The organism is Shewanella sp., assembly GCF_041630135.1.
GTDB lineage: Bacteria > Pseudomonadota > Gammaproteobacteria > Enterobacterales > Shewanellaceae > Shewanella.
This window is the reverse complement of the sequence record NZ_JBFKLW010000005.1, coordinates 42,677-63,565: the sequence shown is the minus strand read 5'-3', so window position 1 is coordinate 63,565 and position 20,889 is coordinate 42,677. Positions and strand designations below refer to the sequence as shown.

The following is a 20,889-nucleotide window of genomic DNA, read 5'->3' as shown; positions in this document are numbered from 1 at the left end:
GGGCAAGTCTCAGTACTCAGAGGTTTGATAGGAGAAAACGATGAAGTTCAAATGGATATTCGCACTGGCATTGGCAAGCCAGCCCCTTTTGGCCGCCGAGGGGCCGTCATTTAACTGCGATAAGCTTGGACAAAACCCGGCTGCGGCAGAGCGCCTTATTTGTGAGGATGCTGAACTTGCGGCATTGGACCGACAGCTTGCCAAGGTATACAGCGCCGCCCGCGAAAAGGCGCACAACGAGCAGCCTCCGATGCTGAAAGCCGAGCAGCGTGGCTGGATAAAGGGGCGTAATGAGTGCTGGAAGAGCAGCGACCTGAAAACCTGCGTGAAGGACAATTATCTGCTGCGCATCGCCGAGTTGCAGGCGCGCTATCGCTTGCTGGCCGAACGTGGTCCCTTCTTTTGGGATTGCGGCGCAAACGGGGAGCTGGCAGTAAGCTTTTTTGATACCGAGCCGCCTACGCTGATTGCTGAGCGGGGTGACAGTGTGTCGCTGATGTACATTGAGCGCAGTGCCAGCGGCGGCAAGTATCAGGGCCGCAACGAAAGCTTCTGGGAACACCATGGAGAGGCTAAGGTAACCTGGGGCTATGGCAGCGAGCCATTCAGTTGCAAGCTGAAAAACTAAGGAAGGTGCGAATAAGTCCCGTGCTTGCTCTGCGTGAGCTTACAGTGGATAGATGCAAGGCACGGTTCGCAGCGAATGGCCCTAGTCCTTCGCAAGAACTGTTTCCCTAAGCCTGCAGCAATAAAAAAGCCGCCTCTGGGGCGGCTTTTTTGCATCCGACGGCTTACTCGCCAATCAGTGCCTTAATCATCTTTTGACCAATTTCAGTGTGATGCTGCATGGTCGAGAATTGCTTGGTCACACCGTATGGGCCAAAGGCATACACGGGAACCGGCGCGGCAGTGTGCGTACCTGTACCCCAAACCACGTTTTGGTCGGCGGCCAGTGCACGGCCAATCAGGTTGGCATGCACTTCGTCGGCGTAAACGTAGAACTCTTTGAAGTCGTTCACTTTAGGGAACACGGTGGCAGACAGGTAGCTGTGGCCATCGACCCAGTACTCGTTGGGTTCGCGCAGGGCAACCGGGGCGGCCTGCTCGGGTGTTACCTTGAACTGGCTGTACTGGTTAATGGCGGCAGCCCACTGATCGCCAGTGGTTCCGTCGAAGACCCAATCGGCGCTCACGCTGTCCATCATGTTGTAGAAGGTGCCGCTCTGGGCGTACAGCTTGTCGAGTTTATCGAGGCTGCCGAAGTTGAAGTTGGGCTGGTAGTCGGCTCCCTGCATGCCATCGCCTGGCAGGCTCTGGGCTTGTGGCAAGTCTTTGCGGCTGTAGCTCAGGCCGAAGCTGCCGGTTTCGTGGTCGGCGGTCACCAGCACCAGGGTATCGTTACGCTCTTTGGCCCACTCGTACACGGCGTCCACAGCTTCATCGAAGCGCAGCAGTTCGTTGAGCATCCAACCTGCGTCGTTCACGTGGCCGGCCCAGTCAATCTGGCCGCCTTCGATCATCAGGAAGAAACCATCGGGGTCCCTGGAGAGGATATCCAGCGCTTTCAATGTCATGTCGCGCAACGAAGGCTCTTTGCAATCACCGGCTTGCTGGCAGGCCTTGTAGGCGATGGCATCCATCATGCCGGAGTTGGCAAACAGACCCAGAAGCTTGTCGCCATCGGCGGCAGCCAGTTGCTCTCGGTCAAACGCCAGCTGATAACCTTTGGTGTCCCTGGCTTCTTTCAGCAGGTTGCGGTCGTCCTTACGCTTGGACTTTTTCACCACGGAAGCTGCAGCGCCCAGGGCAGCAAGTTCTGCCTTCACAGTACCGTTGCTGTTGGCATCCTGCGGGATAAATTCGCGGGCACCGCCTGAGAGCATCACATCGACCAGAGCCTTATCGATCATTTCAGCGGCGATGGCTGACTCGTAGCTGCGGTGTGGCTGGTGAGCCGCGAAGGCTGCCGGAGTGGCATGGGTCAGACGGGTATCGGATACCAGACCTGTGGCCTTACCCTTGGCTTTTGCCATTTCAAGAATGGTTTCAACTACGTAGCCCTCAGCATCCAGGCCAATCATTTCTGAACCTGCTGGTTTGCCGGTGGCGAGCTGGCTGGCAGAACAGGCGGAATCGACCACCAGGCTACCGTCAGGGCCGTTGAGTGACAGCCCCATTTGTCCGGCGTCGCCCAGGCGCTTGAGCGCGGTTTGGTTGCCCTTGCTGTTGTAGGTAGAGGCGGGGGCGCGGCGGGCGTATTCCTCCAGCAGACCTACCTGCTGGGCACCCATGCCGTCACCAATCATCAGAATGACATTTTTCACCGAAGTGACTTCTGCAGGCGCCACTTCTTTAATGACCTCAACTTCCTTAATTACTTCAACGGTTTTTTCATCGTTGCAGCCACTCATCAGGGCGGTGGCGATGGCGATTGCCAGCAGGCTTTTATGCTTCATTATCAGCTGTCTCTTTATCCATGAGGGGGAGGTGAAAACACCCCAAAGTCTGGTGGGACAAGATGACAAAATGACGACAATTTTATTGCAGTTTGAGTAAAGGCTCGTATTTATTGCGCTGGAATATCATGCGGTTAACTCACAAGAGTACCTTGCATACCACTTTACGCACCGCCACTGGCTGTTCGCCGGTACCCGGCATATGCATGTCTTCCGGCATAAAAATGGCGAACATATTGGCCTTCAGCGGGATAAAGCAGGCGGCCTCTCGGTTCTGCTCATAATCATATTCAACAAAGTCATGGGCCTCGTTGTAGGCCGCCAGTGGCTGTTGCTGCTCCAGAGGCAGATAACCAAAGGCTTCTTCACCACTGACCACAAATTGTACGTCGGCATAACGTTTGTGGGTTTCGAAGGGCTCGGTTCCGGCTGGCTGAGTGTGGTAGTCGTTGATGATCGCAAACAGCTTATCGCCGTCGATGGTGTGACGCCCTTTTGGCAGCGCCGTCAAATCTGTGCTGGCGAGAAACTCCAGTGCTGCGGTAATGCGGGGGTGCAGGTTTGTGTATCTGTGGCGGTTTTCCAGTTTATCAACAATCATTTTAGGCTCCGGGTGAGCAAGGCGCAGTATTCGGCGCTAATCAGGGGGAAGTGGCGGCAAGTATAGCGCTTGAGACCTGCCAAAGGCAGCGTCTTTGGAAACGGTTCTGCAGATTTTGGTGCAGGGCGCAAATGGTGTAAGGTGCTTCACTTCCCGGAGATAAGATTCAAGGACAGGCGTTGAAGGCACTGAGACTGCTGGCGGGCAAAACCGCCATGAAAACTATTTGTGAGCAAGGGCTTAAACCTGAGCTGTTTTCGCGCCTGCTGGCGGCCTCGGGCGGCCCCAAGTGGATTGGGATTGCCGGGCTGGACAAATATCTTTTCAATGAGTTTTTCAAAGAGCGCCAGACGCCGCTGTATACCCTGGGCGCATCATCGGGTGCCTGGCGCCTTGCCTGCCTTGCCCAGCAAGACAGATTGGCGGCCTACGCCCGTCTGGAAGACTATTACATTGGTCAGCGTTATGATGTAAAACCCAGCCGCGAAGAAGTGAGCCGCCAGGTGAGCGGTATAGTGCAGGCTATTCTGGGTGACACAGGTGCGCTGGAACTGCTGCAAAATCCGGTGATACGCTCACATTTTGTGGTTTGCCGCGGCAAACACTTAAACCGGGTTAATGGAAAATTGCCGCTGGCGCTGGGATTGTCTTTGACCGCCGCCACCAATGCTCTCAGTCGCCGCAGCCTTGGCTGGCATTTCGAGCGTCTGGTGTTTTCTCAAAAAGACAATGAATCGCACTTTCGCCTGCTCGAGGATTTGCCCACCATGCAGTGTTTGTTATCTGCACAGAACCTCAATGATGTGCTGCAGGCCACCGGTTCCATCCCACTGCTGCTGGCACCGGTAAAAGCCATTGCCGGAGCTGGGCAAGGGCACTTCTATGATGGTGGAATTACCGACTATCACTTTGATTTCCCACTTGAGCAGCATCAGGGACTCACCCTGTATCCACACTTCTTCCCCGAGGTTAAGCCGGGCTGGTTTGATAAGTCGCTGCCCTGGCGTCAGGCGGAAAATTATCATAACGCCTTGTTGTTGGTGCCTTCAGCTGAATATATAGCGTCCCTGCCCTATGGAAAGCTGCCTGACAGGGATGATTTCAAAACTCTGGACACCGACACGCGTCAGCGCTTTTGGCGGAACGCTATCGAAATGAGCGAGCGACTGGCGGCAGAATTCCACGAGGCATTCCATGGCGGGAATCTGGTACCCGAACCATTTGGCGAATGAAACTAAGCCTTCCGACTGCAGGTCTAATGCTTAAGGCTGATTAATTTTTGCTCAAATGCTTGCTGTGTCGCAAGCCTGCTAAAATTTGATCAGAACAGTAGTTTTACTCCGCAGCTTGTTGCAGGAGGTTACCATGCAGTCACAGAAAATGGCGTTATTGATCCATGATGCCTTACTGCTGCCAGATGGACGGCTTGAGTTGAGGGTTGTTGAGCCGCGTTACCTGCGCATGGTTGCCGAGGTGATTAAGGGTTATTACCCGCTGGCCTTTGCAATGCATAAGGCCAATGGCTCTCCACCTTGCTATCCGGAAGCGACACAATGCGAAATTATCGACTTCAACCAACTGGAGGATGACTCCCTCAGCGTCATTATTGAGGGGAGGCAGCGGGTGAGGATACTGTCGGCGCAGCCGGACAAAGATATGCTTTGGAAAGTGCACACCAGGCCGTGTCACAACTGGGATAAAGAACCTATTGATGGTGAGTTTGAAATCATCAGCGCTGCTTTAGAACAGTTTTATCAGGTAAATCCTGATCTGTTTGGTTTATATAATGACATACATCTGGAAGATGCTGCCTGGGTCAGCCAACGTTGGCTCGAGGTGCTGCCTATGTACAGCCAGGATAAGTTTTTGCTTGTCAATCAGCCTGATTGTCACAAGGCGATGGATTTCGTGCTCAAGCTAATCAAATCCCATGCTGGTTAAGCCGGACAGGGCGGGGCGTTTGCCCCGCCCTGTCTTTATCATTACACTGAGCACCCCGTTCTTAAAGGTTTTTTCACGTGACTGATAATGCCGGTGGCGCCCGCGCCGCTCAGCCTTCCTATGTGGTCCTGCCAAGGGATAACCCCGCTCGCAGCGTGTTCGAATTCCTCTGCAGCCATTTTGCCCGTATTGGCGAAGAAATATGGCGTGCCCGCATTCTGGAAGGCAAGGTGCATTGGCAGGATGGCAGTCTGATTGATTTGCAAACTCCTTACCGTGCCACTGCACGGGTGTATTACTACCGTGAAGTGGTGGCCGAAACCCGCATTCCGTTTCAGGAACAGATCCTCTATCGCAATGACCACATGATGCTGGTGTACAAGCCGCATTTTCTGCCGGTCACCCCTTCAGGTAATTACGTCAATGAATGTCTGGTACACCGCTTGCGGATTGCCACCGGCATAGATACCGTTTCACCTGCCCACAGGCTGGACCGTGAAACCGCAGGGGTGATGCTGATGAGTCTGAACCCTGAAACCCGCCACTGCTATCACAATTTGTTTTTAAGCGGCCGCATCCGTAAGGACTACGAGGCCGTTGCCAGACTGACCCCCGAGCTGATGACGAGCCTGGACGAAGGGCTTGAATTACCCAAGCACTGGACCGTGAAAAACCGTATGGCCGAGGCCGAACCGTCGTTTTTGATGCGGGTGGTGGCGGGTGAGCCCAACAGCCATTCTGAGATTTCACTTCTAAAGCACCAGGGCGATCGCGGTTTGTTTGAACTCAGTCCGATCACCGGCAAAACCCACCAACTGCGGGTACATATGCAAAGCTTGGGAATGCCGCTTGAGAATGATCGTTTCTATCCTGAACTCATGCCCAAATCAGCCGACAATTTTGACCGGCCACTGAAGTTGGTTGCCAAACGACTGCGCTTTACAGACCCCCTTAATGGTGAAGATATCGATATTGGTTGTCAGGGTTTTGTCTGCGAGTTTGCCTGACAGATGATGAGTCTGCGTGTTTGCTTTAAGGGACTGATAATTTGGTCTGTTGTTTAAACACATGCGTGAGCTTTGGCCCCCGCCTACTCCTAACCTCTTGGCCGCTGGAGTGTTTTTGTTCACTTATCTGTAAGTATTCCTGCAGTTTGAACAGATACCTTTTGTGATTGATCATTATGGTATAGGGTTAATGTTTGCCTGTTCGGGGCACCTTCCCTAGGTCTCGATAGTCATAACAACTTATTTGTTTCATTTGTTTTTATTTGCTGGTGTTACCGGCAATATCTGAGCGCCAATCCCGGGATCGGAAGTTGGCTGTTTGGTTGCAGGTATATCCTTTTTAAGCGCTGTTGATACGGCTTGCCTGTGCATGTGCGCTTCAATGAGTTTGTGCGCCGCTCCCACGAGGAGCGCTCCATGCCCCTGGTGGGTGATGAAAAGCGCCGGAGGCGATTTTAAGTGAAGAGAAGTAACAGTCCGTCTGAAGATAAGCAGACTCCGGGTCAGGAGCCAGGCAGTAAGGTCACTGAGGATAAGGCCGGACGAGGTGGTTTTCGTGGCCGCCGGTATTGGTTACCGGCGTTGATGATCAGCACCTTGGTGATTGTGCTGTGGTGGTTAATAAGACCCTGGTTGTTCGTATTGGCTCCTGCCATAGTGACCAGCGAACCGCTTGAGATGCGCTCTCCTGCAGCCGGAATGGTCAATACGGTATTTCACAAGCGCGGCGATTTTGTGAGTTCGGGAGATCCGCTGTTGGAGTTGAAAGACCTGACGCTGGATGCACAAATTCAGGGACTTGCACGTCAATTGGCGCAGATGCAGCAGTTTCGTGACCTCGGCGCTGAGATTAGCAGTCAACTGGGCGAAAAGATTCGTGTGGCCTACGAGGGTGTCAAACGTCAGGATGAGTTATTGGCTCAGTTTGAAACGTTTCGTGCCAAAGGGGTGGTGCCCACGGCCGATATGGCTGCAGTCATGCAGGCGCACACAGCGGCCAAAATGGCGCTGGAACAGGCCAGAGCTGAGCTGATTATGGAACAGCAACGTCAGCAGGAGTCCCGTCAGGCCGGGGTGGTGACCCAGAGTCGTCAGCGGATGGAGCTGGAACTGTCACGTCTTAAAGCGCTGCGGGAGCAGCTTACTATCCGTGCGCCCTACGATGCTCTGGTCGCTGATATTCATGTTCAGGTGGGTGAGCAGTTGGCGTTGGAGCGGCCGCTGCTATGGCTTTCCGGTCGCGCCAATCCTGTGGTGGTAACCTATCTGGATCCCAAGTACCTCGATTACGTCGGATTGGGGCAGCAAGCCACGATTCGTATGCCTAATGGCGACAGTGTCAGCGGCCGGGTGGCAGAGCCCAGCGAGCTTGTGAGTAAGTTGCCCAAGCAGTTGTCCGGTTCGTTCGATGGTAAAAAACCAGTGCTCAAGGTCACTCTGACCCCCGATGATACCTTGCCTCTGGCGATGGAAGGGGTGCCGGTTGAAGTGAGTTTTGATCGTTTTTGAGTTTTAAGCGCCAAGCCCACCGGTGAGGGGATAGGTGGTTAATGTGTAAGTGTTTGGCCTTAATGCTCCCGTGGCGGCAGGAACTCAGTCTGACGCATGTCGGCATGCAGTACGGCAATGCGACTGGGAGCGCCTGAGTCTGACAGGTGCACCAGACCAATACCGCTTTGATTGACCAGCCTTTTGCTGCGCTCACCGTTGGGTCTGCGGCCACGAATGAGCATGCGTTTACGTTTGGTAAACAGGTTCAGTGGCGAGAAGTAGCCATAAAGCCAGCCATTGAGCTTATCGAACCAGGGCAGCAGCTTTTCAGGGAACTGATTTTTAATGCCGCTGGAGGTGATTTGGTAAATATTGGGGCTGGCGTGGCGAAAGCGAATACGCACATCGTAGGCAAAGGAGTAGTGCACATCCCCGGAGAGAATAATGAACTCCTGCGGCGTTTTACGGTGCATAAACATCGACAGCAAAGCGCCCGCCGACCCCGGGTGAGCCATCCAGTTTTCAGCATCAACCAGCAGCGAACCGCCCAGCAGGGTTGCAGTGCGCTGCACCGCCTCTATCAACTTCACCCCGAACATGGGCGCCGCTGAGACGATTATCACTTTCTCCTGACCAATTAACTGCTGCTGAAAGTCCATCAACGCTTCCCAGTCCATCAGCCCTGAAGGCTTGGCGAGGTTGGACTCGCTGCGCCAGCGGCGGGTGCGGGTATCCAGCACTACCAGTCTGGGCTGGGTGTCCAGATGGAAATGCCAGTCTTCAAATTTAAGCAACCTGTCTATGAGGGCATCCTGCTCTGATGCAGCAAGGCGTGGTGGAGACAGTGTTGCTTTGAGGTCGGTGATAACAGACTCAAACTTAGCAGGCGCATTGCCAATGCCCTGAAACAGGCAGTAACTGAGCAGGGCATTGCCTATGATTCGCTTGGAAAAGGCATGACCATAAGCGGCCTCTTCCCACTTGGCGGTGAGGTTCCAGTCATCGGTGATGTCATGGTCATCAAAAATCATGTAAGTGGGCAGATGGGCCATCAGGCGGCGTACCTGAGTGAGCCCGGCCCTGAAGGCCAACAGATGTTCCCACTCCTTTTGCCACTGAGTAAGGCGTTTGCCGCCAAGCCCTTGGGGCGATTTGGGAATATCAATCAGATGCCACAACTCCGGTGACCAAACCAGTAAATACAGCGCCGACATTTCGGCAAAACTTACCAGATGGTTGTCGGCAATGGAGGAGGTGAAAATCGGATGATTGATGTACCAGCGCCACAGGGCAGTCTTGGCCGGATACTGGGTGTGGGGCAGCAGTCCTTTGTACCTCTGGTACATGTTGGCGGGTGTGTAATCAATCTTGTCACTGCCAGTCAGCGGCGTCCCGACAAAGTCTTCCTGGCGGAGTTTCAGTAATTCAATCACCTGCTTGATGGCATACAGCATGGGGCCGGCAATATCGTCGATATAAACCTGATCGCCGCTCAGCATCAGCAGCGCCGGACGTTCAGCGCTGGCTTCGGCCAGTAAGGTATCGGCGGCCACCAGAGCATCACCACTGTGGTGATGCGGGTTACGGCAGCTGCCATGGAGCAGAGAATGAATATGACTGCTGAAAATGACGTTGGGCAGGCTGTCGCCGGAGTAAGTCAGGCCATCCATGTCGAAAAGCAGGCTGCGTTTGTCTTCGCTAAGATCGTATGAGACAGCTTTGCCTTCGGGTAGCAGCCCATCGGCGGATACCCTGAGCAGATACATCCAGGCTGCTTCTCCCAAAGGGATTTCATCGATGTGAGGCTGGTGTCTATTGCCATTTAAGGTCAGCACAGGTGCTTCTAAGGGGCGCGAGCTGACCAGCCACAGTGTCATGCTGCTGTGGTCGCAGTGACGAACAATAGGGCCGGCAATCAGAGTCGGGAGTGAGAGTGTTTGGCTGCTGTCCATGGATGCGGTTTTAAGACTACCTCTGCGCGCGGTGCTGACGGAAAACTTATACTGCCTCAAGGGTAAAAAAACCAGACAGCGGCCACAAGATCCTCAGGGTATTTAATCGTAAGCTGATGTAAAGACAAGGCTTGCCGTGCTAGGCTTTGGCCATTCTTTGCCAGGCTTAACGTAATTCAGGGCGATTCAGGGAGTGGTTTATGGCCAATATCATGGTAACGGGCGCAACCGGGCTGCTGGGGCGTGCTGTAATGAAGGCCTTGTCTGCGAGCCACACGGTCACAGGCACTGGTTTCAGCCGCGCCGCTGAAGGCATTCTGCGTCTGGATTTAACCGATGCCGACTCGACGGCGGCTGCGGTTGCTGAGATTGCCCCCCAGGTCATAGTGCACTGCGCCGCTGAGCGCAGGCCCGATGTATCTGCGCAAAATCCCGATGCGGCTAAGGCGTTGAATTTATCCGCCACCGAGCGGTTGTGCAAGGCCGCCAAGGCCTGTGGCGCCTGGCTGATTTATATCTCTACTGACTATGTGTTCGATGGCACCCAGCCCCCCTACAGCGAAGATGCCGCGCCCAATCCTGTGAATTTTTACGGTGAAACCAAGTTGATGGGCGAGCAGGCTGTGACGCGACTCTTGCCTGAGGCCGCTATTTTACGGTTGCCCATTTTGTATGGTGAAGTTGAGTGCCTGAGCGAGTCGGCTGTGCTGGTACTGATTGAGCAGCTTTTGGATTATCAGAAACAAGGGGTGGATGACTGGGCCGTGCGCAGGCCAACCTCGACGGCGGATATAGCTCAAGCCATTGACGGTATGATTGTCAGGCATCTTACGGGCGTCGCTATCAGTGGCATTTATCATTTCAGTGCCGCCGAAACCATGACCAAGCACGGCATGGTGGTGGCGTTGGCACAGATTCTGGGTAAAGACAGCGGCCATATGATTGCTCAGTCCAGCCCCGCAGACACCGCCAGGCGACCAAAGGATTGTACTTTGAGCTGCAAGCGACTCGAGGCGCTGGGGCTGCTCAACCCCCGGCCTTTTAACTTGGCTGTTGCCGAGGCACTTGCAGCCTCAACGGCTGCACTCGCCGAGGCTGGCAACTGAAGTCTCGGAGCATGCGCAAGCTTGACGTGTAACCGTCAATGAAAAGGGGCCACTCGGCCCCTTTTGCACATTCCTTACCGCTATCCCGCCTCAGGCAGAGTGTTATTCAAACCTGGTGGGTTTGTTGCGGTTCACCCACAGGCTAAGCAGCATGGAGCCGATGAGGATAGTGCCAACCACTCCCAGCGCCACTGCAATTGGCAGGTGATACACGTCAATCAGCATCAGCTTGAAGCCGATAAACACCAGAATAATAGCCAGACCATACTTGAGCAGGCTGAACTTCTCGGCTGCGCCCTGCAGCAGGAAGTACATAGCACGCAGACCCATGATGGCGAAGATGTTGGAGGTGAGCACAATAAAGGGGTCTGTGGTTACGGCGAAAATAGCCGGAATACTGTCGACCGCAAAAATAACATCGCTGATTTCCACCAAAATCAGTACCAAAAACAGCGGCGTGGCGTATTTCACCCCTTGGCGCAGTACAAAGAAGCGTTCGCCCTCAAGCTGCTCAGTGAGCTTCATTTTGCTGCGAAGCCAAATCAGGCCACGATTGGTTGAAAGGTCGGTTTCCTTGTCGGCGGTCAGTAGCATTTTTGCGCCGGTAAACACCAGGAAGGCGCCAAACACATACAATAACCAGTGGAACTGATTAATCAGCCAGATCCCGCCAAACACCATGCCGGCACGCATCACAATGGCGCCCAGTACCCCGTACAGCAGTACCCGCCGCTGCAGCTCGGGCGGAATGGCAAAGTAAGAGAAAATCATCAACCAAACGAAGACGTTATCCACTGCCAATGCTTTTTCAATCACATAAGCGGTAAGGAACTCCAGCGCCGTGTCATTGGCGATTTCACGGCTGGCAGAATAGTCAAGCCAGGCCCAGATGCCGGCATTGAATGCCATAGCGACCGTGAACCAGACAAGCGACCAGATCAGCGCCTCTTTCATCGAGACTTTATGACTCTTGCCGCCAACAAATTTGATATCGACCCACAGCAGGGTCAGCACTATGGCCGCGAATGCGGCCCATAACCACCAGGTATCCACGAGTAATACTCCCAAAACAAAAACAGCCTGTACCGGACGGCACAAGCTGATCTGAATTGGAGATACACCTTGCCCGTCGGCAAGGTCTCACTTACAGCCCCCATAGCTGCCTGGTTGCCGGGTGCAAAGCACCGTCCTGACGACAAACCAGCGAGAAGTTACTCCCCTTGTTGGCGCTTACTCTATCAGTGCCAGCGAAGCGGCGCTATAGGCAGACATCAAAATAGTCATTTGCCATTATCTACGTGAGAGATTTCCTTCCGATCACACTGAATTGATCCTATACCGTATAAAGCCGGGGTTACCAAAACAACCAACCGGCTGCTTGTGAATTTAGGGCAGTGCATGGGGGATTGGATGTATCCATCCTTTTTTATGAGCTGTGTCGATTAGGTGCCGGCCATGCCGCGACACATGACGGAGGCCAGATAATCGAAGTACTTACCCCACGCACTCAATATATGTTCATTGCATCGGTTGGCGAGTATGAACTCAATCGATAATAAAAGTGCTGTTCTGACGATTTTGAAATGTTCTTCCTTTACTCCATATGTGGTGTGCCGAGCGCCCAATTTCAGCAGTGTCGGTTCTAACTCATCGGTTTGGTTGATTTTTATTACGGCGGTAGAAAACACTTCATAAAAGTGGTGCTCTACCAGGTTGCGTTCGGATTTGAACATCGGTTTCACAAGGGGAGCCATTTGAAACAGCAAATCAAAAAAATAGTGTGCGAACCCTTCCCCATGGCTATCGAGCTCAGCAAAGGATTGCTGAATTAGCAGATTTTCATGCGGGCTCAGATCCATGGTGAATTCCTTTGAACGCGTTCACTTTTTAATGATAGTTTCAAAGTGGGTACACGGAAACTGGGCGGCAGACAAAAGATGGTAATAAAAAGCCACCCGAAGGTGGCTTTTTATTACGTCAGCAGGAAATCAGTCTTCCTTTGGACGACGTGGTTTGCGATCCGGCTTCTTGTCGAAGTTTTTGCGCTCGCCGAATTTGCGGTCGCCACGGTCACCACCGCGATCACTACGCTCACCACCGCGGTCGTTGAACTTGCGGTCGCCACGCTCACCGGCAGGTTTGCGTGGACGCTTGGGGACAGGACCGTTGCTTTGCGGGATCTCGTCGTTGCCGTCGGCGCTCACTTCACGGATGTTCAGTGGCTTGCCACATACGCGCACTTTTCTCAGGTGCTGCAGTACTTCTTTTGGCATGCCGTCTGGCAGGTCAACTGTGGTCACCGCATCGTACAGCTGGATCTGACCGATGTAACGGCTGTCGATGTTGGCTTCGTTGGCGATGGCGCCCACGATGTTGCCCACGCCCACATTGTGGTCACGACCCACATCGATGAGGTAGCGCTTCATGCTGATGTCCGGGTTGTCTTTCAGCGGGTCAGCACTGCCGAGGTTGCCAGGCAGAGGACGGTTTTCGCGGCGACGTTCGCCACGGCCTTCGCGCTCACCACGCTCACCACGACCGGTGCGCTCGTCGAAGTTGTCACGCTGACGCTCGTGCATGGCAGGCAACTGCAACGGACGCTCCAGCTGCACCTGATGCAGCAGGGCGGCTGCCAGCTGCTCGGTATCCACTTCCAGCTGCTGACACAGCTGAGCTACGGCGCCTTTCATAAAGTCCAGGTGCTCATTGGCGAGGATGCCGGCAACCTGCTCTCCCAGACGTGACAGACGACGCTCAGCCACAGACTCTGGGCTTGGTACCTTCATCGGGGAGATACGGCTGTTGGTGGCACGCTCAATGGTGCGCAGCATGCGCATTTCACGGCTGGTCACAAACAGAATTGCCATACCGGTACGACCTGCGCGGCCGGTACGACCAATACGGTGTACGTAAGCTTCAGTATCGTAAGGAATATCGTAGTTAACTACGTGGCCGATACGCTCAACGTCCAGACCGCGGGCGGCTACGTCGGTAGCAATCAGAATATCCAGCTTACCGGATTTCAGCTGATCAACGGCGCGTTCACGGGCCTGCTGGTTCATATCACCGTGCAGAGGCGATGCGGCATAACCACGGGCTTCCAGCTTCTCAGCCAGTTCCACACAGGAGTTACGGGTACGCACGAAGATGATGATACCTTCGGTGTTTTCCACTTCCAGTACCCGCACCAGGGACTCAAGCTTGTTGTGCTGGGAAACCTGCACAAAGCGCTGCTCGATGGAGTCAACAGTAGTGTGGCTGGCGGCGATGCTGATGTTCACCGGGTTGCGCAGGTGCTTATTGGCAACGCGCTTAATTTGCTCAGGCATGGTGGCCGAGAACAGTGCCAGCTGGCGGCTCTCAGGGGTGTGCTCGAGGATCCATTCGATATCGTCGATGAAACCCATTTTCAGCATTTCATCGGCTTCGTCGAGTACCAGTGCCTTGAGGGTGTCGAGCTTCAGGGTGCCACGACGCATATGATCCATCACGCGGCCAGGGGTGCCCACAACCACCTGTGGGCCACGGCGCAGGGCCTGGAGCTGCTGATACATGCTCTGGCCGCCGTAGATTGGCAGTACGTGGAAACCCTTCATGTGCTTGGCATAGCTGGTAAAGGCTTCGGCAACCTGCACCGCCAGTTCGCGGGTAGGGGCCAACACCAGAATTTGCGGGGCATTCAGATCGGCATCGACACTGCACAGCAGTGGCAGGGCGAAGGCGCCGGTTTTACCGGTACCGGTTTGTGCCTGGCCCAGGATGTCCTGGCCAGCCATCAGCGGCTGAATACTGGCGGCCTGGATCGGCGTGGGAGTTTCATAACCCAGCTCGTCGAGTGCACGCAGGACGGACTCGTTCAGGCCGAGTTCACGGAAAGTTTTTTCATTGGATGACATGGATAACGCCTTAGGGTGCGCGTGATTGCGCTTGTTGATTCACCAGATAGACCAGAAAACCAACCCCGTGTCGATTTCCCGTTCCGAATCCGAAAACGCCAGAGTATAGCAGCGTTTCATCGGTCTGGCCATGAAATTATCATTTTTGAGCCTTTTGTTTGTGTTTTGGTGTCAAATGGGCGAAATGACAATTTATTAACAAATGGCGTCAGTCTGCTCTCGGTGACATGACTTGCCACAGCAAGGGATAGACCGCTTCGGCAGTTGCACTGAGAAAGCCGAAGTCCAGTCTGTCGGGAGTATCGTCCACCGTGTGGTATTGGGGATGGGGAGGTACGCCAAAGTAGAGCCAGGGTACACCCTCCTTGTGAAAAGGATAATGGTCAGAGGCCTTGAGGAAATTAATCCGTCCAGCACTGCCGTCCCGTTCCAGCCGTGAATGGCTTAATCGGGCGCACAGTCCATTGCGCTCAATCAGCAACTTGAGTTCGTCGGGATTGGTGAAGTTGCGGCCGCCTTCCATATAAATTGCGTAAGGTCGGCCGGGGTGGCCAACCATGTCAAGGTTCAGTGCCAGTTCGGGGCGAATGTTCAGCGCTGTGATATGTTCAGCCAATGCTTTTGCCCCGAACAGGCCGAGTTCTTCGGCATCGGTGGCTACAAACAGCAAATTGAGATCGGCAGGTCTTTGAGGATCGGTTGCTGCCTTGGAAGCAAGTGCCAACAGCGCCGCCACTCCCGAGGCATTATCATCGGCACCGGCAAAGTGCTTGGAGCCCTGTTTACCCAGATGGTCGTAGTGAGCCAGCACCACACGCCAGCGCTTGCTGGGTTCGGCTGCGGCTAAGATCCCGATGACATTCACCCCTTCAACGCTTGAGAAAAGCTGTGGGAAACTGAATGGATGAAAAAATGGCGATTGGCTTTGGCTTGTCGTGCCGGTACTGGTCAGTGGGTAAGGGGTCAGATCTGCCGTCACGGGCAGCAGGCCAATATCGGCAAAGCGGCGCGCCAGATATTGGCGCGCCAGCAATGAGCCGTCGGATCCCGCCTTGCGGCCTTCGAGCTCCTTTGACGCCAGGTAGGTAACGTCTGCCTGCAGTTGCTGAAGGTCGACCCAATCGGGGGTTAAATCCCGACTGCACTGGGGCGTGCTGTTACAGCCTGCCAGCAGCAGGCCGCCAATCATCGCCAAACTCCATTTCATATATGACATGCCACTTCCCTGTGCCATCGTATCTTACCTCTTGAGCAGCGGCTTTAAGAAGCGCGCCGTGTGGGACACGGGATGCTCTGCCACCTGCTCCGGTGTGCCTGTTACCAGAATGGTACCGCCGCCGGCGCCGCCTTCTGGCCCTAAATCGATAATCCAGTCGGCAGTCTTTATCACGTCCAGATTGTGCTCAATTACCACTATGGTGTTGCCGTGGGACTTGAGGCGGTGCAGCACGTCCAGCAGCAGTTGAATGTCGGCAAAATGCAGACCTGTGGTGGGCTCATCGAGAATGTACAGCGTTTTGCCTGTGTCGCGCTTTGACAGCTCCCGCGCCAGCTTGACCCGCTGGGCTTCACCACCGGAGAGCGTGGTGGCACTCTGACCGAGGCGAATGTAGGACAGACCCACATCCATCAGGGTTTGCAGCTTGCGGGCGATGGCGGGCACAGCATCGAAAAATTCGCGGGCATCTTCCACCGTCATTTGCAGCACCTCGTGGATATTTTTGCCCTTGTACTTCACTTCCAGGGTTTCGCGGTTGTAGCGCTTGCCCTTACAGGAATCGCAGGGCACATAAACGTCCGGCAGGAAGTGCATTTCCACCTTGATAAGGCCATCGCCCTGACAGGCCTCGCAGCGGCCACCCTTGACGTTGAATGAGAATCGGCCCACCTGATAACCCCGTGAGCGTGACTCCTGAGTGCCGGCAAACAGTTCGCGGATGGGCGTAAAGATGCCAGTGTAGGTGGCGGGGTTGGAGCGCGGAGTACGGCCGATCGGGCTCTGATCGATATCCACCACTTTGTCGCACTGATCCAGGCCGTTAATTTCATCATAGGGCGCCGGCTCATCCACGGTGGCGCCGTTAAGCTCCCTGTGGGCAATCTTAAAGAAGGTGTCGTTGATCAGGGTCGATTTACCTGAGCCAGACACACCGGTTACACAGGTAAAGAGGCCTACCGGCACGGTTAAATCGACATTTTTGAGGTTGTTGCCACGGGCACCCTTGAGCTCGATGATCTTGGTCGGATCCATCTCGGTGCGACCACCCTCTACCTGAATGCTGCGTTTTCCGGACAGATACTGACCTGTGACCGAGTGCTCGCAGCCGGTAATGGCGGCAAGGTCGCCGTCGCAAATCACTTCGCCGCCGTGCACACCGGCGCCGGGGCCGATATCTATGATGTGGTCAGCCATGCGAATAGCGTCTTCGTCGTGCTCCACCACTATCACTGTGTTGCCCAGATCCCGCAGGTGGGTGAGGGTATTGAGCAGCCGCTCGTTATCACGCTGATGGAGGCCGATGGAGGGCTCATCCAGCACGTACATCACCCCCACCAGACCGGCACCAATCTGGCTTGCCAGACGGATACGCTGCGCCTCGCCGCCGGAGAGGGTTTCGGCGGAGCGCGCCAGGCTCAGATAGTTCAGGCCGACGTTGACCAAAAAGCCCAGACGATCGCGAACTTCTTTTAAGATCTTCTCGGCGATCTGCGCCTTTTGGCCATCAAACTCCAACTGGTTGAAGTAGTTCATGGCTTCGCCGATAGACCATGTAGTGAGCTTGGGCAGGTTAAGTTCGCCAATGTAGACGTGGCGGGCTTCCTCACGCAGCCGTGAGCCGCCGCAGCTGCTGCAGGCCTGATTGCTGATGTACTTGGCCAGCTCTTCGCGTACCGTGTTGGACTCGGTCTCGCGGTAGCGGCGGTCCATGTTGTTGAGAATACCTTCGAAGGGGTGCTTACGCACGACGACATCGCCGCGATCGTTCACATAGCGGAAGGCCACATCTTCACGGCCTGAGCCGTAAAGCACGATTTTCTTCACCTTGGCAGGCAGCTCGCTGAAGGGGGCTTCCACGTCGAAGTTATATTGCTCGGCCAGCGAAGTGAGCATTTGGAAGTAATAGAAATTGCGTCTGTCCCAACCGCGGATGGCACCGCCCGCCAGTGACAGCTCGTCGGAGACTATCACCCGCTCGGGGTCGAAAAACTGCTGCACACCAAGACCATCACAGGTCTGGCAGGCACCGGCCGGGTTGTTGAAGGAGAAAATCCGCGGCTCCAGCTCGGCCATGGAGTAACCACAGTGAGGGCAGGCGAAGTTGGCGGAAAAAATCAGCTCCTCATTACTGCCTTCTTCCATGCTGGCCACTACAGCGAGTCCGCCGGACAGCTCAAGGGTGGTCTCGAATGATTCGGCCAGACGCTGCTGCATATCCGCTTTGACTTTAAAGCGGTCCACAACCACTTCGATGGTGTGCTTCACATGCAGATCCAGGGTTGGTGGATCGGACAGATCGCATACCTCGCCATCGATACGGGCGCGGATATAGCCCTGGGCCGAGAGGCTGTCGAGCAGTTTCACGTGCTCGCCCTTACGGGCCTTGACCACGGGTGCCAGTAGCATCAGCTTTTCGCCTTCGGGGCGCTCCAGCACCTTGTCGACCATCTGGCTCACGGTCTGGGCCGCCAGCGGCTGGCCGTGGGTCGGGCAGCGCGGCTCACCCACACGGGCAAACAGCAGACGCAAATAATCGTACACCTCGGTGATGGTACCCACGGTGGAACGTGGGTTGTGGGAGGTGGACTTCTGCTCAATGGAAATCGCCGGGCTCAGGCCCTCGATATGGTCCACATCGGGCTTTTCCATCAGGCTCAAAAACTGGCGGGCGTAGGCAGACAGAGACTCGACATAGCGGCGCTGACCCTCGGCATAAAGGGTGTCAAATGCCAGTGACGACTTGCCCGAGCCCGAAAGTCCGGTGATGACAATCAGCTTGTCACGGGGGATAGTCAGGTTGATATTTTTGAGGTTGTGGGTGCGGGCCCCGCGGATTTCAATCTTGTCCATCTGCCACTTCTAAATGCCTGAAAAAGACCATCAGTATCGCATAAATTGCGCCTGAAACTACAGCCGTACCAAAGACTGCTGTCATAGGAAGTGGCTATGAATTGCAATACCCCTTTGCAGGCGGCGTGGATCAAATTTACAATCGTGACAATTTTCACCTCCGGCGTCCCATTCGCCGGAACGCCGACTTGGGGGAGTATGGCCGCTGTGATACCATGCGCGCCCCCGGTGCATTCTTGAATCAAGGTTTTCTGTCATGGCTACAAGCGGTCTTTCCGCCACCGAGAAAAAAGTCGCCTTTTCGCTGGCCAGCGTGTTCGGCCTGCGAATGATGGGTCTGTTTATGATCATGCCGGTGTTTGCTCTGTACGGGCAGCACCTCGAAGGCTTCTCGCCCCTGTGGGTGGGTATTGCCATTGGCGCCTATGGTTTAACCCAGGCGCTGCTGCAGATCCCCATGGGCATTTTGTCCGACAAATTTGGCCGAAAGCCGATAATTCTTATCGGTTTATTGGTGTTTGCCCTCGGCAGCCTGGTGGCTGCGTCGGCCGAGAGCATTTATGGCGTGGTCTTTGGCCGTGCGCTGCAGGGCATGGGGGCGATTGCCGCCGCCGTGTTGGCGCTGGCGGCGGATTTGACCCGCGATGAACAGCGCACCAAGGTGATGGCCATTATCGGCATGTGCATTGGGTTTTCTTTTGCATTGTCGCTGCTGGTTGGCCCTGTGGTGGCCGAGCATCTGGGGTTATCCGGCCTGTTCTTTATGACCGCTGGCCTGGCGCTGCTTGGCATGGCGATTGTACAGCTTTTGGTACCAAACCCTGTGCATCAGGCGCCCAAGGGCGACACCCTGGCGGCACCTGCCAAGCTGATGCGGATGCTCAAGGACCCACAGCTGTTCCGCCTCGATGCCGGCATCTTTATTCTTCACCTGGTGCTGACCGCTGTGTTTGTCGCCTTGCCTCTGGACTTGGTGGACGCAGGTCTTGCCAAAGAAAAGCACTGGATGCTCTATTTCCCGGCCTTTATCGGCGCCTTCTTTTTGATGGTGCCGCTGATCATCATCGGCGTGAAGCGTAAAAACACCAAGGGTATGTTCCAGGTGGCGCTGGTGATCATGATGCTCTCGCTCATCGTTATGGCATTGTTTGCCGACAACCTGTGGCTGTTGGCCTTTGCGGTGCTGCTGTTTTTCACCGGCTTTAATTACCTGGAAGCCTCGCTGCCCAGCCTGATAGCCAAGTTCTGCCCTGTGGGCGAAAAGGGCTCTGCCATGGGGGTGTATTCCACCAGTCAGTTCCTCGGCGCATTCTGCGGCGGTATTCTGGGTGGCGGTGCTTTCCAGCTCTTGGGCGCTGTGGGTGTGTTTGTGGTGGCACTGGTGCTGATGGCGCTGTGGCTTGCACTCACGCTGGGGATGAAGAATCCGGTGCTGCTCAAGAGCTACACCCTCGAAGCGCAAGTTGATGGCCGAGAGCAGGCTCGCGAGATGGCCAGCAAGCTGTCGGAATTGGCCGGTGTGGCCGAAGCCATTGTGGTGCTTGAAGAAAAAGTTGCTTATCTCAAAGTGGATGAGCATTTCGATTTAAGAGAAGCCAGAGCTGTGTTAGGCTCAGCAAATTAACTCGGTTTTATACGTAGAATTTCAGGAGAGATTGAATGGCCAGTCGTGGTGTGAATAAGGTGATTCTGGTGGGTAACCTGGGGCAAGACCCTGAGGTGCGCTACATGCCAAACGGCAATGCGGTAGCCAATATCACGGTCGCCACCAGTGAGTCCTGGAAAGACAACCAAGGTCAGCAGCAGGAGCGTACCGAATGGCACCGCGTAGTGATGTTCGGCAAGCTGGCTGAAATCGCCGGTGAATACCTGCGCAAGGGTTCTCAGGTTTACCTGGAAGGTAAGTTGCAAACCCGTAAGTGGAAAGATCAGAGCGGTCAGGACAGATACACCACCGAAGTGGTTGTGGATCAGGGCGGCAGCATGCAGATGCTCGGCGGTCGCAACCAGGGACAGGCTCAAGGTGCACCACAGGGTGGTCAGTCACAGGGCGGTTACAGCGCTCCAGCTCAAAACCAATACACTCCTGCGCCGCAAGCTACTGCGCAAAGCTACAGCGCTCCGGCTCAGCAGCCACAGCAAGGTTATCAGCAGCAGTCTCAGCAGCAGTCTCAGCCTGCTCAGCAGGGTGGCTATGGCCAGCAGGCACCACAGCAGGGTGGCTATCAGAGCAAGCCTCAGCAATCTGCTCCAGCGTACCAGCCACAGCAGGCTCCGCAGCAGCGCCCGGCACCGCAGCCACAGCAGCAGAATTACACGCCTGATCTGGATGACGGCTGGGACGATGATATCCCATTTTGAGCTGAACCA

16 protein-coding genes are annotated in these 20,889 nt (G+C 55.0%); 8 read left to right on the top strand and 8 right to left on the bottom strand.

Features of this window, described 5'->3' with window-relative positions:
- The first annotated feature begins 40 nt into the window (after positions 1–40).
- The gene (locus tag ABYK60_RS02565) at positions 41–628 is read left to right on the top strand and encodes an MliC family protein (protein WP_372870356.1); all 588 of its coding nucleotides are present in this window, start codon (positions 41–43) and stop codon (positions 626–628) included.
- Between the two features lie 163 nt (positions 629–791).
- Here the strand turns inward: ABYK60_RS02565 and ABYK60_RS02560 are convergent, their stop codons facing one another.
- Together ABYK60_RS02560 and ABYK60_RS02555 are read right to left on the bottom strand one after the other, a co-directional pair.
- Complete coding sequence (locus ABYK60_RS02560; RefSeq protein WP_372870355.1) at positions 792–2,456, bottom strand: alkaline phosphatase; 1,665 nt, start codon at positions 2,454–2,456, stop codon at positions 792–794.
- A 139-nt stretch (positions 2,457–2,595) separates the two neighbouring features.
- Positions 2,596–3,057 (bottom strand): YhcH/YjgK/YiaL family protein, encoded by a 462-nt coding sequence (locus ABYK60_RS02555; RefSeq protein WP_372870354.1) that lies wholly within the window; start codon positions 3,055–3,057, stop codon positions 2,596–2,598.
- A 179-nt stretch (positions 3,058–3,236) separates the two neighbouring features.
- Here ABYK60_RS02555 and ABYK60_RS02550 point away from each other — a divergent pair, with 179 nt between their 5' ends.
- The 4 genes from ABYK60_RS02550 to ABYK60_RS02535 all read left to right on the top strand — a co-directional run bounded on the left by ABYK60_RS02550 (position 3,237) and on the right by ABYK60_RS02535 (position 7,514).
- A complete protein-coding gene (locus tag ABYK60_RS02550; RefSeq protein WP_372870353.1) occupies positions 3,237–4,289 on the top strand; it encodes an alpha/beta hydrolase in 1,053 nt (350 codons plus the stop codon).
- Between the two features lie 133 nt (positions 4,290–4,422).
- Positions 4,423–4,998 carry an LON peptidase substrate-binding domain-containing protein gene (locus ABYK60_RS02545; RefSeq protein WP_372870352.1) on the top strand — a complete coding sequence of 192 codons (576 nt, stop codon included), beginning with the start codon at positions 4,423–4,425 and terminating at the stop codon, positions 4,996–4,998.
- A 77-nt stretch (positions 4,999–5,075) separates the two neighbouring features.
- Positions 5,076–6,005, top strand: a complete 930-nt coding sequence (locus ABYK60_RS02540) for a pseudouridine synthase (RefSeq protein WP_372870351.1) — start codon at positions 5,076–5,078, stop codon at positions 6,003–6,005.
- A gap of 459 nt (positions 6,006–6,464) precedes the next feature.
- Complete coding sequence (locus ABYK60_RS02535) at positions 6,465–7,514, top strand: HlyD family secretion protein (protein ID WP_372870350.1); 1,050 nt, start codon at positions 6,465–6,467, stop codon at positions 7,512–7,514.
- 59 nt (positions 7,515–7,573) lie between these two features.
- Here the strand turns inward: ABYK60_RS02535 and ABYK60_RS02530 are convergent, their stop codons facing one another.
- Entirely contained in the window at positions 7,574–9,448 is a 1,875-nt protein-coding gene (locus tag ABYK60_RS02530) for an alkaline phosphatase D family protein (RefSeq protein ID WP_372870349.1), read from the bottom strand.
- A 200-nt stretch (positions 9,449–9,648) separates the two neighbouring features.
- Here ABYK60_RS02530 and ABYK60_RS02525 point away from each other — a divergent pair, with 200 nt between their 5' ends.
- Positions 9,649–10,554: a dTDP-4-dehydrorhamnose reductase family protein gene (locus tag ABYK60_RS02525; RefSeq protein WP_372870348.1), complete on the top strand. Its 906-nt coding sequence runs from the start codon at positions 9,649–9,651 to the stop codon at positions 10,552–10,554.
- Positions 10,555–10,656: 102 nt separating this feature from the next.
- Here the strand turns inward: ABYK60_RS02525 and ABYK60_RS02520 are convergent, their stop codons facing one another.
- The 5 genes from ABYK60_RS02520 to uvrA form a co-directional block, all read right to left on the bottom strand.
- Entirely contained in the window at positions 10,657–11,622 is a 966-nt protein-coding gene (locus ABYK60_RS02520; RefSeq protein WP_372870347.1) for a TerC family protein, read from the bottom strand.
- Positions 11,623–11,996: 374 nt separating this feature from the next.
- The gene (locus tag ABYK60_RS02515; RefSeq protein WP_372870346.1) at positions 11,997–12,413 is read right to left on the bottom strand and encodes a globin domain-containing protein; all 417 of its coding nucleotides are present in this window, start codon (positions 12,411–12,413) and stop codon (positions 11,997–11,999) included.
- Positions 12,414–12,542: 129 nt separating this feature from the next.
- Positions 12,543–14,450 carry a DEAD/DEAH box helicase gene (locus ABYK60_RS02510; protein WP_372870345.1) on the bottom strand — a complete coding sequence of 636 codons (1,908 nt, stop codon included), beginning with the start codon at positions 14,448–14,450 and terminating at the stop codon, positions 12,543–12,545.
- A gap of 208 nt (positions 14,451–14,658) precedes the next feature.
- Complete coding sequence (locus tag ABYK60_RS02505; RefSeq protein WP_372870344.1) at positions 14,659–15,666, bottom strand: M28 family peptidase; 1,008 nt, start codon at positions 15,664–15,666, stop codon at positions 14,659–14,661.
- A gap of 24 nt (positions 15,667–15,690) precedes the next feature.
- Positions 15,691–18,519, bottom strand: coding sequence for an excinuclease ABC subunit UvrA (gene uvrA, locus ABYK60_RS02500; protein ID WP_372870343.1), 2,829 nt, complete (start codon positions 18,517–18,519; stop codon positions 15,691–15,693).
- A 256-nt stretch (positions 18,520–18,775) separates the two neighbouring features.
- Here uvrA and ABYK60_RS02495 point away from each other — a divergent pair, with 256 nt between their 5' ends.
- Both ABYK60_RS02495 and ssb read left to right on the top strand, forming a co-directional pair.
- Complete coding sequence (locus tag ABYK60_RS02495) at positions 18,776–20,143, top strand: MFS transporter (protein WP_372870342.1); 1,368 nt, start codon at positions 18,776–18,778, stop codon at positions 20,141–20,143.
- A gap of 35 nt (positions 20,144–20,178) precedes the next feature.
- Positions 20,179–20,880 carry a single-stranded DNA-binding protein gene (gene ssb, locus ABYK60_RS02490; protein ID WP_372870341.1) on the top strand — a complete coding sequence of 234 codons (702 nt, stop codon included), beginning with the start codon at positions 20,179–20,181 and terminating at the stop codon, positions 20,878–20,880.
- Positions 20,881–20,889 lie beyond the last annotated feature (9 nt).